Genomic DNA, 13,171 nt, shown 5'->3' with positions numbered 1-13,171 from the left:
CTAAGATTTTTTACTTTTAAATTCTTCCTGATAAAATTCCTTTAAAAGTTTAAAGTCCTTCAGGCTTAATCCGGAAGCATCAAACGTTCCCTTATCCAACCTCATCTGGAAGATATTCTCAATAATTTTTTGCGTTGTATATTTGTGGTCATTTGTCTTTTCAATAAAGTCTATTGTAGAAACCACATTATCCGACAGCATGACAATTGCTGCTTCGACCGAGCTTGGTCTATCATATTTTACATTATGTTCTCTGATAATCGCTGCTACTTCCTCCGGGAAAAAGTGCTCTTTTGCCAGACGTAATCCCTCTTCGATATAATATTTACTCCTGATCTTGCCGATCTCATGGTATAAACCACCGGCTTTTGCAAGGTTTGCATTTGCTCTAATTAATGAAGCAGCGCGCTCAGATAGTTCTCCGATAAGTAAGGAATGCAAATATAATTCCTCTGATTTCTCTCTTAATTCGCTCAGCAGCTCATTCTCGGTATTACAAAGTTCCTCATAACTTGTCTTATTACGATCCATAACGTTATTCCGATTCAATTCGCCAGCTGCTATCTGTGTATTGATTTTTCTCTCCAGTTCAGACTCAAACTCACTTGTCATCACCTCTTCAGATGATGCTATCTCTTGTATCGCCAGCACCGGTTGATTAAGGGAAGACTCATCCTCAGAGGTCGAGGTTGAGGTTGAGGTTTGTTCCGTAATATCGTTCTTAATAAATCTCTGGTATAAAAAGGTTATTATATAAGAAAGAACCATAACCGTCAAGATGCCAAAGAGTGAACGGACATAATCATAGTTCTTTTCTTTATCAAATGAAAAATTATTAATTGCAAATGCTACCGTAATATTAATTGATAATATGATAATAACAGCATACACTACTGTTGCCTTATTCTTAATCGCACCGGATAATACACTTAATAATACGCATACAATTAAAATCTGAATCAATAACTGTGGACTTAAGTTATGTTGAAATCCTAAAAGAAAGGTAAGAATAAAATTACATAGTAATCCAAGCTTATTATCAATTAGCATTGATATCAAAAGACCACCAATCAGCCATAAACTATCAAGTTCCGGATTCGGTAGTAGGAACAACAAAGCAATGGAGCCCAGATATCCTAATACAATAATGGTTTTTGAAAATCTTAAGTTCCGTGTTGTTTCCTCATTCAGACGTATATAAAAGGTGATTGTCCCAGTTAATACCAAAGTAATAACTCCGATTTTTGCAACTTCTGCACCGGAGGCGTTGTGTAAAACATTCAGCCATACCGCAAACAGTGTGGACAAAATCGGTAGTAACGATATAAAGACAGGATTACTCTTCGTATTCTTCCTTCTTACTATCAGTGATAAAAATCCTCTCTTTTCTTTAACAGAACCTTCCTTATTGTCTTTTTTCATTCCGGTTTCCTCTGATCTTCTCGGATTTAAAGTTCAATTTTCTTTCTCTTTTGTATTTATCATGATCCAGTGCCTTTGTTTCAACCTTTTTTAACTTTTCTTCATAGGAATCATATGCTTTTACGATTTTCTGAACTAGCGGATGTCGAACAACGTCCTGACTCGTCAGATAGGAAAAGCCTATGTCTTCAATCTTGCTTAACACATTGATTGCAACATCCAAACCGGATTTTACACCGATGGGTAGATCTTTTTGTGTCATATCGCCTGTGATAACAACCTTAGAACCAAAACCGATTCTGGTAAGAAACATCTTCATCTGCGCCGGTGTAGTATTCTGTGCTTCATCAAGTATGATAAAAGCATTATCCAAAGTTCTACCTCTCATATATGCAAGTGGTGCTACTTCGATAAGTCCTTTTTCTGTATTCTTAACAAATGCTTCCGGTCCCATAATCTGATGCAATGCATCATACAATGGTCTTAAGTAAGGATCTACCTTACTTTGTAAATCACCCGGTAAAAAGCCCAACTTCTCTCCCGCTTCAATTGCAGGACGAGTCAATATAATCTTACTTACTTCATCATTTTTAAAAGCGGTAATTGCCATCGCCATTGCCAGATAGGTTTTTCCTGTTCCGGCGGGGCCTACTCCAAATACGATCATCTTTTTACGGATCTGATCCACATAAGATTTTTGACCCAATGTTTTTGGTTTGATCGGCTTACCGGTAATTGTATGACAGATAAGATCCTTATCAATTTCTACAATTTCTCTTTCTTTATCTTCATAGCAAAGAGAGATTGCATAATTAACATTTTGCTCTGTGATCTGATTACCACGTTTAGAAAGTTCCAACAGTTGAATAAATACGCTTTTTGCTCTGGCGACGTCTTCGGCACCACCAACTACTTTGATTTCACCGTTTCTTGCAATCATCGTTATATTAAAGGAGCGCTCTATTATCTTAGCATATGCATCAAATCTTCCAAAAACATTTTTCTCATGTTCGGCAGGTATATCAATTATTGTCTCCGTTATGCTCATCTTCCTGTTCTATCCTCCACTCGTCTTCTTGTATCGTTTTATATTCCCAAGCTGGCTCTTCCACAAGGATTCTACCCTGTGTTATGCATTGATTATTCTCTATCGTAGTTTGAATATTATTATCCGTAATTTTGATATTATTCTTATTAAGGTTATTGAGATATCTGTTCAAATGTTCCTTTGCTAAAGATATTGCCTCTTCCTTCGTATAATTATTCTGTTCCTCACGATATTCCCTGGTCTTGATCGATCCATATAAAAATGGAAGATAAAAAGAATCGGTAATATGAAGCGCATTTTCGTTTGTAATTATATCATATTTGCTATAGGAATTTCTAGGACTATATAAAAATAATTTTTTCCCGAAAATGCCAAAATAATATCCTTTTTTTGTTTTCCCTGTATAAATGCGTTTATCATATAGCATCGAAAAACTATCCTTATAATTATAAAATGATCTACACACGATGTCTGCATCGGCTACAACCGGTTGATAACGCTGTATTTCATCAAAATCTCCCTTAATGACAAGTATTCCGGATACTAATATATCTCCCTTTTTCACAACGTCACCCAGCTTTACCATCGGGGTGCCTGATCTAGTTATAATCTTCTCTACAATTGCATCCTTGGTAGCAACCATATGACTAGGGGACATTGCGACCTTTGCAGGAGCCGGCATATTCGTCTCCGTTATCTTGATAATAAGGCGTGTACCCCTTATCTCCGCCGATACCCATCCGATATCTTTATATGCCAGGCGAATGGTTTCTTCAATCTCCTGACAATCAACTTTCTTTTGCAGCATGCCGGTATGTACCTGATTTTTATCCAGGAATTTTATCATCGCTTCGGAAGTATATTTTGACCCGCCTACAATACTTATATTCCATATGTACAATGACATTATGTATATTAATATAACACACAGGAGCAAACCCACAAAAAATCCTTTTCTCTTTCGATTTCTATGTAGGAAAAACGGAAAGCCTTTTTTCTTGATAATTCTTGGTATTATCCTGGTCTTCTTAGCAATTGGTTTAAGTTTTTTATAATTTTTTATAGAGATATGGAAGCGGTACTCGTCATCAACCTGCTTCAAATCCCATATAAATAGCTTTTTATTACAACAAAGATTGATAAATCGTTCCGGTGATGCTCCCTTAATCTTCACATACAAATACCCACGGAACCAATTCAATAATTTAATTAGCATGACCATCCCTCCCGGTCGGCAACTGTGATCCATTTTTTAAGGTCTTCACAAACCTGATCGTTTTACATAATCCTTATGTATTGTCATATGTATCAGTTAAATCGCTCGCGTAAAAATTATTGATAATAGATTGCCTGGATATAGCCGGTAATTCTCATCTCATCCTCAGTAAAATATAGAATATTTAATTGTTTTCCCTCAATGCAGATCTTGCATAGCTTTGTTTGTACCTTAATTATACTGCCGTTATATTCGATGATTCCTTTATAATTTTCAAGACAGATTTCATTTCTTCCGGTTGCGGTAATAATCGGAGCACCCGCCAGTATATCAGCTGGCAAATGAATTCGATTTGATAATTCTTCTAAATAGGTGGGTGATTGATTTGATTTGATTTTCTTTTTCTTGTTCAGACCTTTATATAATGTGTCTTTATTTATTTTTTTGAATTTTTGATGTGATGATTTCAGGTTATCCTTCATCGCGGCCCCCTAAATCCTTCGCAGATACTGTAATAATATATGAGTTTTTTTTAAAATGTAGACTAAATAAAAAACTTCCAATGAATGTTCATTGGAAGTTCGTGTAAAATTAATATTTACGTTTTCTAGCAGCTTCAGACTTTTTCTTACGTCTTACGCTTGGCTTCTCATAATGCTCCCTCTTACGGATCTCCTGTTGGATACCGGCTTTCGCGCAGTTTCTTTTGAATCTGCGGAGAGCACTATCTAAAGTTTCATTGTCTTTTACAATAACATTTGACATAGTCTCACACCTAACCTCCCTCCAGTTGTGTATTGTGCGTAAACAACTGTTTGGGTATTTTTTGAATAGCACTAAAAGTATTATAGCATATTTTTCATTTTCGTCAACTTCTTTTTGATATTTAAGAACAGTTTCTCAGCTTGATTTATCATGTTGTTCTTCTATAATTCTACAAGAATTACAAGTATTTCTACTTATAAATAATCTTTCACACGAATCAAGCATATAGAGCTCCATTCGCAATCACCGCATACTTCGGATAATTTACCTGCTTGAAGGATATGTTTTTTCACCTTCTCATGGAGCTGTTTCCACTCTATAAATAAGTCAGGGCTCAGTTTACATAACTTGTTCACTGCTTCATCGTATCTTGATGCCTTATCAAAACATTTCCCTTGATACTCGTTACTATTTGGACATGCAGCGCAGATCTGGTCTTCCCCTTGGGTCAACTGTATGAATGGATTTTTCTCCAGCTCCTTAATTACATAGGACATCTGCTTAACAAATTCCTCACTATACCCCTTTCCTTCAAAGAAGGTAATGCACAGAACATGGTGTGGTCGTATTTTAATTTTGCACATATTTGGATAATCTCTTTGTTAAGACAACAGCAAGAACAATCTTGATTAAATCCGGGATAATGAAAGGATAAATACACCAGCCAAGTACTACGTTAAGGCCTACCGGTTTTACATTGTGGGAAAATACATACATAAACCACGCAGTTCCGAATCCATAACAAACTACTAACCCTACTACCATAGCAATTACCATAGGAATAATCTTCGTTCCAAAGATTTGAGTTATTAACCAATATACTAAGGCTGAAAATAAAAATCCGATAACATATCCGCCGGTATTACCGAACAACTCTCCTATACCGCCTCTAAATCCTTGAAAAACCGGAATTCCTATCATGCCTAGTAATATGTAAATTATAACTGCAATCGAACCTCTCTTACCACCTAATAACCCTACCGTACAAAACACTGCGAAAGTCTGTAGCGTAAATGGAACTGCTGCGGGTATTGAAATCCAGGAACAGATTGCAATTAGCACTGCCATCATCGCAATATAAACCATATCAATTACTTTAAACTTATTACTCTTAATATTCATTATATCCTCCATGTAGTAAAATGACTCTAGCTTCTCGTTGATTGTTATAGAATGTTATAATCACGTAAGAGTCAAGTAGATAATTTATTTCCAAGCGTACTTTTATATATTCGTTTGGATGTTACATGAAGTATACCACCACTCATTTATATTGTCAACCGTTCTTGTATTTATAGTTGACAATCCACATCCCACTATTCATTATTAAAACATGGTAACATTCTCTATAATGCTAGCTATTGTAAAATAATAGTTATATAATATAGTTTAATAAACCATTGATACAAGGAGGATAAATTTATGACGAAGGATGATTTACACCAACCATCCCAGAAAAGGGCTCCCTTGGTAAAATACAAGCCATCCCCCTCAACTAAAATCATCATTTTCCTAACAATTTTCTCGTTCACAATATACATCACTATGACAATGCTGATGTCCCTATCTGTAATTCATGGCTTTTGGTTGTTTATTCCAATTATCTCAATTGGGCTAACCCTTATATTTTTAATTTCTTAGATGTTAGAAACTTTCATTATAAATACAACCGAGATTGGATTCGCATATCACCGAAGGAAGAATCTTTTGCGTTAGGTATCACTTTAGGTATCTTCATAGGTATCTTCATAGGTTTTCTCCTTGGCCATTTTCTTTAGGTCAACACGAAGTTAATGTATCAAATTAATGATTACGAAGAAAGGGGGGATATTAATGAAAGATAAACAAGAATACTCTTTTTTCACTGAGAAAAGTATTCAGGAATGTAATGATATCTTAAATAGGAACATAGTAAAAAAATATATGGAAGGTGATTACATCGGTAAAGTGAAAGAAGACTGTTTCATCATCCGTTATTGTGATGCGAATCGATTTGGTGCAAGATATAATCCTCCCAAATTCATATGTAAATTAGTTCATTCCGATAACGGCACTTATCTCGAGGGGCATTTTAACAAACCAGCCGGTTTTACCTTATTTGAGATATCTATGATGATTGCATTTGCAATTTGTACAATCTGCGTACTATGCAGTGCTATCTTAAATATATTCTCTAGTCCAACGAATTCTAATTATCAAAATCCGATTATATTATTTGTTTTTGCCTTCATATCTTTGATAATAGGGCAAGGAGTTCCTAGAGCCATAAAAGGATTCAGGGATGAGGATAGAGAAAAAATAATACGCTTTCTTAAAAACAAATTAGTTTTAATTGATAAAATAGAAAATATAACAATAGACTTATAAAAACATTAGAGCTGTTTGCTCTGCTATTTTGAACTTTGTTATGCCCCATAATTAAATTTTATAGTATACTGTATTAATTCAATATCATAAAGATCCTTGTGCCTTATCATAATCATTTTTATGCACATAGATATAATATGTCTTGGTATAGTCCATATTAACGCCAAATGTACCCGTTCTTGCTCGATTCGATGAACCAAAAAAACCAGGGCTGGTACTATCAACTATTTTATAATCATATTTAATGTTATTAGATGAAAGTTTATAACGAACTTCGTCAAATCTTTGAGTTGAGTTTCCGACAAAAACTTCTTTTCTATTCCAAATCATTATCATAAATTCTCCTCCTTAATGAACAAAACAATATGTATCGACCTAACAACAGTCTTATTATATAGCATATTTATCCAAAACACTCCCCCCCTAATCCTTATGATTTTTAAAATTATCTATATAATTAATGGAATATTATAAGTGCAAAAAAGCAGTTGCATAATAGTGCTTAATAGGATGTCACATTATTTAGCCCAATAATTATCTGTAAAGCTATATAACTTTCTTCCTAAATAAACGTACTATTTTACAACTGCCCTTTTCATATTTTACTAAAATATATTTTATTTAATCTGTCCTGATAACGCATCCTTTGCTTTTTCAATGACTGCGTCAATACCTGCTGCGTTCTTACCACCAGCTTGTGCCATGTTCGGTCTTCCGCCGCCACCGCCGCCAACTAAGGAAGCGAGTTCTTTAATGAGGTTACCTGCATGTGCACCCTGCTTCATCACACCGTCTGTAGCCATCGCGATTAAGCTTACTTTATCAGGTGATGTGGAGGATGCTAGAAGAATTACTCCTTCTCCTAACTTCTCCTTGAGCTGATCACCAAGATTACGAAGCTCATTCATATCTACATCAGGAACCTTAACCGCTAATAATTTAACACCCTTTACTTCAACAACTTGGTTCATAACATCACCAAGTGCGTTATTTGCAAGCTTGCTCTTTAGCTTTTCATTTTCTGATTTTAATGCTTTAATTTCCTCGAGATAACTTTCAATCTTAGTAGTTAACTGAGCAGGCTCTGTCTTAGCAACTTTTGCAGATGCAGTAAGCTCTTTCTCAAGTTCTTTATAATAAGTAAATACACCATTACCGGTTAACGCTTCGATTCTTCTTACACCCGCTGCGATACCTGTCTCGGATAAGATCTTGAATACGCTGATTACACCGGTATTTGCAACATGGGTACCACCACAAAGTTCCTTGCTGAATTCACCCATAGTTACAACACGTACATCGCTTGCATACTTCTCACCGAACAATGCCATTGCGCCTTCTTTTTTTGCTTCATCAATATTTGTCACTTTTGTAATAACACCAAGATTGTTTGTAATCTGTTCGTTTACGATTTCTTCAACCTTTTGTAATTCCTCAGCTGTTAATGCGGAGAAATGAGTAAAATCAAAACGTAAACGATCTTCATTTACAAAGGAACCAGCCTGTTCAACATGTGAACCGAGAACCGTTCTTAATGCTTTCTGTAATAAGTGAGTAGCACTGTGGTTCTTCGCTGTGGAAGCTCTCTGTACGGTATTAACCTGAAGAGAAACCTTCTCATTCACTTTAAAGATACCTTTAGTTACAGTACCAACATGTCCAATCTTACCGCCTTGAAGCTTAATAGTATCTTCTACTTCAAATTCAGCATCTGCTGTGGTGATAATACCGGAATCTGCTGCCTGTCCACCGCTAGTCGCATAGAATGGAGTTTCCTTCACAAGAATAGTTCCAATCTGTCCGGCAACTAATTCTTCAACAATTTCAGTCTCAGAAGTAAGTACAGTGATTTCAGACTCATAAACCAAATGCTCATAGCCAACAAAAGCGGAAGTAATACTTGGATCAATCTGCTGATATACGGTTTCTTCTGCGCCCATGTAATTTGTTGTTTTTCTAGCAGTTCTTGCTGTTACTCTCTGAACCTCCATTGCATCACGGAAGCCCTTCTCATCCACTTCAAAGCCTTTTTCTTCAAGGATTTCTTTTGTTAAATCAAATGGGAAACCGTAGGTATCGTATAATTTGAATACGTCCTCACCGGTTAAGATCTTGCCACCATTTTTCTCTAATTCCTTTTCCATCTCTGAAAGGATATTTAAGCCCTGATCGATTGTCTTATTGAATTTCTCTTCTTCAATTGTAAGAAGCTTTAAGATATATTCCTTCTTTTCTTCTAATTCCGGATAACCATCCTTATGCTCTTCAATTACCACCTTTGCAAGTTTTGCCATGAAGTCGCCTTGAATTCCGAGTAATCTTCCGTGACGAGCCGCACCACGAAGTAAACGACGGAAAACATATCCTCTTCCTTCATTGGAAGGAATAACACCATCGGATGCCATAAAGGTTGTGGAACGGATATGATCTGTAATCTTACGGATGGATACATCTTTCTTGGCATCTGATTGATAACTTGTATGAGCAAGCTCACACACCTTATCTCTGATTGCTTTCATCGTATCCACATCAAAGATGGACGGAACATCCTGTACAACGGCAGCAAGTCTCTCCAGACCCATACCGGTATCAATATTTTTATTCTCAAGTTCTGTATAATTATCATTACCATCACTGTTAAACTGGGTAAATACATTATTCCAAACCTCAATATATCGGTCACATTCACAGCCTACGGTACAGCCCGGTTCACCACAACCGTATTTTTCACCACGGTCATAGTAAATCTCTGAGCAAGGACCGCAAGGACCTGCGCCATGCTCCCAAAAGTTATCAGCCTTACCAAAACGGAAAATTCTCTCTGGTGCGATACCAATTTCCTTTTCCCATATCTCAAATGCTTCATCATCGTTCTCATATACAGAAGGATATAAACGGCTCGCATCGAGACCTACCACTTCCGTTAAGAATTCCCATGACCAAGCGATTGCTTCATGTTTAAAATAATCACCAAAAGAGAAATTACCTAACATTTCAAAAAAAGTACCATGTCTGGCAGTCTTACCGACATTCTCGATATCACCGGTACGGATACATTTCTGACAGGTTGCTACTCTTTTCCTTGGTGGTATCTCTTGTCCTGTAAAATATGGCTTTAATGGAGCCATACCGGAATTAATTAATAATAAGCTGTTATCATTATGAGGAACCAGCGGGAAGCTGTTCATCACCAAATGTCCCTTACTTTCAAAGAATTCCAAGAACATTTTTCTCAGTTCATTTACACCGTATACTTGCACGTTAATTGCCTCCTAGATTGTATTAATACATGTTAGATATAATTTTGATTCAAGTGTCGAACGTAATATGTGAACAAAGCAGAAATCACATGTTTTACCGGGAACCAAGCCCTGTACATATGATATCTGTTTTACTCACAGAATACATTCGGTACTTGAATCAATAATAGTATTATTCGCAACTAATATACTAACATCAAAATTGATTTTTTTCCAGATTTATTTTCTGTGTGCCAGTTCTGTTGTGACGTCACTCCAATCAAGTCCGCATTCTGCCATAAGAACCATCAAGTGATATAAATAATCCGCAATTTCATAACGAAGCTCCTCTGCACCCGGATTCTTTGCTGCTATCGTGATTTCGGTCGCTTCCTCACCACATTTTTTCAGGATTTTGTCTATTCCCTTATCAAACAGATAATTAGTATAAGAGCCTTCCTTCGGATGTAGCTTACGATCCATGATAACATGATATACATCATTAAAGATATGAAGCGGATCTTCATTATTATATTCTTTCTTCACAAGCTCCTTATGGAAACAGGATTGCTCTCCGGTATGACAAGCCGGACCGATTTGAAGAACCTTCGCAAGAATCGTATCATTATCACAATCCAGACTGAGTTCTTTGACATATTGAAGATGTCCAGAGGTCTCACCCTTCACCCATAAACAACTGCGGCTTCTCGAATAATAAGTCATTTTGCCGCTGGCAACAGTCTTATTATAGCTTTCCTCATTCATATACGCAAGCATTAAAACCTCGGAGGTACGATAATCTTGGACGATAACCGGAATCAATCCATCCGAATTGACTTTGAATTCACTAAACGACATCTTGCTGTCATAGGAATTCACCTCAATTCCTCCTGCTTTCAGAGCAATCTTTGCTTTCATGATATCCTTATCTTCAAAGAAATTGGTTGCAACACCTATTCCATTTTCTAAGGAGAGGATGCTTCCCATATCGTTACGAACCAAGCTGTCACGAATTAAAATCTTGATTGGGAATGCCTCAAACTTCTCGGTTTCTGAATCAGATAATGTTACATGCTTAAGCATAACGGTTCCAACCTTAAACTGAACCAGGCTTTCGGACAATGCTTGCTCCTGCTCCAGATATTCTACAATATCCAGCTCCACACTTATTTTTTCTGATCCGAATCGATCCGTGGCTTCCTTTAACACCGACTTATTCTCCAGAGTCGCATAGTTTACCATAACGGCACCGGCACCGGTATAAAGTGCCTTTTTGATATCCTCTAAGCGCTTAACATAGCATCCGAGAATAAAAGGAATATCAATTTCCTTAGCAATCTCCTTTGCCAAAGAAAAGAATTCTTCCCTCGTCTTCTCATCCTTGGAGTAATTATAAATTAACAATTCATCCGCTCCACCATAGGAATAGCTTTTTGCTAATCGGATTACATTTGCGGATACTTCACCTTCCGCATTAATATATGGGATAATTTTTTTCTCTGACATCGGGAACGAAACCTCCTAGTTTTTTTCGAATAAGTTAACTGCCTTTTTCAAATCAATTCTATTTTCATATAATGCTTTACCAACAATCGCACCGTATACATTGATTTCTTGCAACATTTCCAGATCCTTCAAGGAAGAAACTCCGCCCGATGCGATAATATCAAGCCCGGTTGCATCCACCATCTCCTTGGTATGAGAAATATTAGGTCCCATTAGCATCCCATCCTTAGATATGTCCGTATATACGATTGTCTTTACGCCGAACTTCTTCATCTCAAGAGCTAAATTAACCGCCTGGTAAGCACTAACCTTTTCCCAGCCTTCAATCGCTACCATACCATCCTTTGCATCAATACCGATTACGATTCTTTTTGATCCAAAGGTTGCAATCGCTTCTTTAATAAATGCCGGATCCTTAACCGCCTTAGTACCGATTATTACTCTCTCAACGCCCAAATTCAGCTTATTCTCAATATCCTTAATGGTACGGATTCCACCACCTACCTGAATCGGTAGCTTCACTTCTGATACGATTTCCTTAATGACTTCATCATTTACGGAGTGACCCACTAAAGCCCCATCGAGATCAACAATATGGATAAAGGAAGCTCCTGCCGCTTCCCATTGTTTTGCAATTTTAAGTGGAATATCAGAATACACTAAAACATCCTGAAAGCTTCCCTGTCTAAGTCTTACACACTGTCCATTTTTAATATCAATTGCCGGAAATAATTTCATGATACACCATTGCCTTTCTGTTATTAGATTGTTCCCTTGGTAGATAACACCCCAACTATACGCTCATCAAAGCCGGTTGCCTGATCCAAGGCTTTCGCGAAAGCCTTAAAAGCAGCTTCAGCAATATGGTGATCATTGCCACCGTCTAATAATTTAATATGTAGATTCATTCCTGCAGAGTAGGATACTGCATAGAAAAATTCTTTCAATAATTCGGTTTCCATATAACCGATTCGTTCCGATTTAAATTCCAAGTCGTATGACAAATAAGGTCTTCCGGATAAATCAATTGCACAGAGCACCAAGGTCTCATCCATAGGCAGAACAAAAGAACCATAGCGTCTTATTCCCTGCTTATCCCCAATCGCAGTTTTAATTGCCTGCCCTAATACGATACCGGTATCTTCAACGGTATGGTGAGAATCCACATACAAATCTCCCGATACAGTAAGCTTCATATCAAAAAATCCATGTCTAGTAAAACTCTCAAGCATATGATTAAAGAAACCGATTCCTGTTTCAATAACTGCTTCACCATTACCATCCACGTTAAACTCCATATTGATATCAGTTTCTTTCGTTTTTCTTTTTATCACCGCACTTCTGTTGCTCATGATCTCACCCTCTCGTTTTTTATAATTATACAATAACATTTATAAAAGTCAAATTTTATTCGTTACAATTTATATTGATGTTTAAGGAATGGATGCAGTGAGTACGGAAGGGAATGAATATTCTCTTCTGCCCTGCCTGCATCCTGATATAGACAATTCTACAATATTTTTATTTCAACTTATCATTCGAATTTGTCTTGTTATTATAATATCATTAAAGCATAGTACTCTTATAATAAACAAGATCAAATCGAGT

Annotated in this window: 13 protein-coding genes; 1 reads left to right on the top strand and 12 read right to left on the bottom strand. The window is 36.6% G+C overall.

Features of this window, described 5'->3' with window-relative positions; translation table 11 throughout:
- The 7 genes from AC6IWN_RS05880 to AC6IWN_RS05850 all read right to left on the bottom strand — a co-directional run bounded on the left by AC6IWN_RS05880 (position 1) and on the right by AC6IWN_RS05850 (position 5,573).
- Entirely contained in the window at positions 1–1,422 is a 1,422-nt protein-coding gene (locus AC6IWN_RS05880; protein WP_497991439.1) for an HD domain-containing protein, read from the bottom strand.
- A complete protein-coding gene (locus AC6IWN_RS05875; RefSeq protein WP_497991438.1) occupies positions 1,406–2,470 on the bottom strand; it encodes a PhoH family protein in 1,065 nt (354 codons plus the stop codon). Before AC6IWN_RS05875 ends, AC6IWN_RS05880 begins: the two co-directional genes overlap by 17 nt.
- Positions 2,445–3,686 carry a sporulation protein YqfD gene (gene yqfD, locus AC6IWN_RS05870; RefSeq protein ID WP_497991437.1) on the bottom strand — a complete coding sequence of 414 codons (1,242 nt, stop codon included), beginning with the start codon at positions 3,684–3,686 and terminating at the stop codon, positions 2,445–2,447. Before yqfD ends, AC6IWN_RS05875 begins: the two co-directional genes overlap by 26 nt.
- 116 nt (positions 3,687–3,802) lie before the next feature.
- The gene (locus AC6IWN_RS05865; protein ID WP_497991436.1) at positions 3,803–4,168 is read right to left on the bottom strand and encodes a YabP/YqfC family sporulation protein; all 366 of its coding nucleotides are present in this window, start codon (positions 4,166–4,168) and stop codon (positions 3,803–3,805) included.
- A 109-nt stretch (positions 4,169–4,277) separates the two neighbouring features.
- A complete protein-coding gene (rpsU, locus tag AC6IWN_RS05860) occupies positions 4,278–4,451 on the bottom strand; it encodes a 30S ribosomal protein S21 (RefSeq protein ID WP_228352766.1) in 174 nt (57 codons plus the stop codon).
- A 194-nt stretch (positions 4,452–4,645) separates the two neighbouring features.
- Positions 4,646–5,035: a DUF1284 domain-containing protein gene (locus tag AC6IWN_RS05855; RefSeq protein ID WP_497991435.1), complete on the bottom strand. Its 390-nt coding sequence runs from the start codon at positions 5,033–5,035 to the stop codon at positions 4,646–4,648.
- A complete protein-coding gene (locus AC6IWN_RS05850) occupies positions 5,022–5,573 on the bottom strand; it encodes a biotin transporter BioY (RefSeq protein WP_497991434.1) in 552 nt (183 codons plus the stop codon). Before AC6IWN_RS05850 ends, AC6IWN_RS05855 begins: the two co-directional genes overlap by 14 nt.
- A gap of 711 nt (positions 5,574–6,284) precedes the next feature.
- Between AC6IWN_RS05850 and AC6IWN_RS05845 the strand changes: the two genes are divergently transcribed.
- The gene (locus AC6IWN_RS05845; protein WP_497991433.1) at positions 6,285–6,818 is read left to right on the top strand and encodes a hypothetical protein; all 534 of its coding nucleotides are present in this window, start codon (positions 6,285–6,287) and stop codon (positions 6,816–6,818) included.
- An 84-nt stretch (positions 6,819–6,902) separates the two neighbouring features.
- Here the strand turns inward: AC6IWN_RS05845 and AC6IWN_RS05840 are convergent, their stop codons facing one another.
- The 5 genes from AC6IWN_RS05840 to hisB all read right to left on the bottom strand — a co-directional run bounded on the left by AC6IWN_RS05840 (position 6,903) and on the right by hisB (position 12,915).
- The gene (locus tag AC6IWN_RS05840; RefSeq protein ID WP_497991432.1) at positions 6,903–7,154 is read right to left on the bottom strand and encodes a hypothetical protein; all 252 of its coding nucleotides are present in this window, start codon (positions 7,152–7,154) and stop codon (positions 6,903–6,905) included.
- A 281-nt stretch (positions 7,155–7,435) separates the two neighbouring features.
- Entirely contained in the window at positions 7,436–10,078 is a 2,643-nt protein-coding gene (alaS, locus tag AC6IWN_RS05835) for an alanine--tRNA ligase (protein WP_497991431.1), read from the bottom strand.
- 219 nt (positions 10,079–10,297) lie between these two features.
- Positions 10,298–11,563: a bifunctional phosphoribosyl-AMP cyclohydrolase/phosphoribosyl-ATP diphosphatase HisIE gene (gene hisIE, locus AC6IWN_RS05830; RefSeq protein WP_497991430.1), complete on the bottom strand. Its 1,266-nt coding sequence runs from the start codon at positions 11,561–11,563 to the stop codon at positions 10,298–10,300.
- Positions 11,564–11,578: 15 nt separating this feature from the next.
- A complete protein-coding gene (gene hisA, locus AC6IWN_RS05825; RefSeq protein ID WP_497991429.1) occupies positions 11,579–12,301 on the bottom strand; it encodes a 1-(5-phosphoribosyl)-5-[(5-phosphoribosylamino)methylideneamino]imidazole-4-carboxamide isomerase in 723 nt (240 codons plus the stop codon).
- Positions 12,302–12,324: 23 nt separating this feature from the next.
- Complete coding sequence (gene hisB, locus AC6IWN_RS05820; RefSeq protein ID WP_497991428.1) at positions 12,325–12,915, bottom strand: imidazoleglycerol-phosphate dehydratase HisB; 591 nt, start codon at positions 12,913–12,915, stop codon at positions 12,325–12,327.
- Positions 12,916–13,171: the final 256 nt, after the last annotated feature.

Source organism: Variimorphobacter sp. HTMS_6, from assembly GCF_059717775.1.
Note: the sequence above shows the minus strand (reverse complement) of the source record. Positions and strands in the feature narration are given on the sequence as shown.

What these genes read in the sequence shown, in the direction of transcription:
- AC6IWN_RS05845 (WP_497991433.1), top strand. Translation starts at nt 6,285, where the DNA reads ATGAAAGATAAACAAGAATACTCTTTTTTCACTGAGAAAAGTATTCAG.
- AC6IWN_RS05875 (WP_497991438.1), bottom strand. Translation starts at nt 2,470, where the DNA reads ATGAGCATAACGGAGACAATAATTGATATACCTGCCGAACATGAGAAA.
- hisA (WP_497991429.1), bottom strand. Translation starts at nt 12,301, where the DNA reads ATGAAATTATTTCCGGCAATTGATATTAAAAATGGACAGTGTGTAAGA.
- AC6IWN_RS05865 (WP_497991436.1), bottom strand. Translation starts at nt 4,168, where the DNA reads ATGAAGGATAACCTGAAATCATCACATCAAAAATTCAAAAAAATAAAT.
- hisIE (WP_497991430.1), bottom strand. Translation starts at nt 11,563, where the DNA reads ATGTCAGAGAAAAAAATTATCCCATATATTAATGCGGAAGGTGAAGTA.
- AC6IWN_RS05850 (WP_497991434.1), bottom strand. Translation starts at nt 5,573, where the DNA reads ATGAATATTAAGAGTAATAAGTTTAAAGTAATTGATATGGTTTATATT.
- rpsU (WP_228352766.1), bottom strand. Translation starts at nt 4,451, where the DNA reads ATGTCAAATGTTATTGTAAAAGACAATGAAACTTTAGATAGTGCTCTC.
- yqfD (WP_497991437.1), bottom strand. Translation starts at nt 3,686, where the DNA reads ATGCTAATTAAATTATTGAATTGGTTCCGTGGGTATTTGTATGTGAAG.
- AC6IWN_RS05840 (WP_497991432.1), bottom strand. Translation starts at nt 7,154, where the DNA reads ATGATAATGATTTGGAATAGAAAAGAAGTTTTTGTCGGAAACTCAACT.
- AC6IWN_RS05855 (WP_497991435.1), bottom strand. Translation starts at nt 5,035, where the DNA reads ATGTGCAAAATTAAAATACGACCACACCATGTTCTGTGCATTACCTTC.
- AC6IWN_RS05880 (WP_497991439.1), bottom strand. Translation starts at nt 1,422, where the DNA reads ATGAAAAAAGACAATAAGGAAGGTTCTGTTAAAGAAAAGAGAGGATTT.
- hisB (WP_497991428.1), bottom strand. Translation starts at nt 12,915, where the DNA reads ATGAGCAACAGAAGTGCGGTGATAAAAAGAAAAACGAAAGAAACTGAT.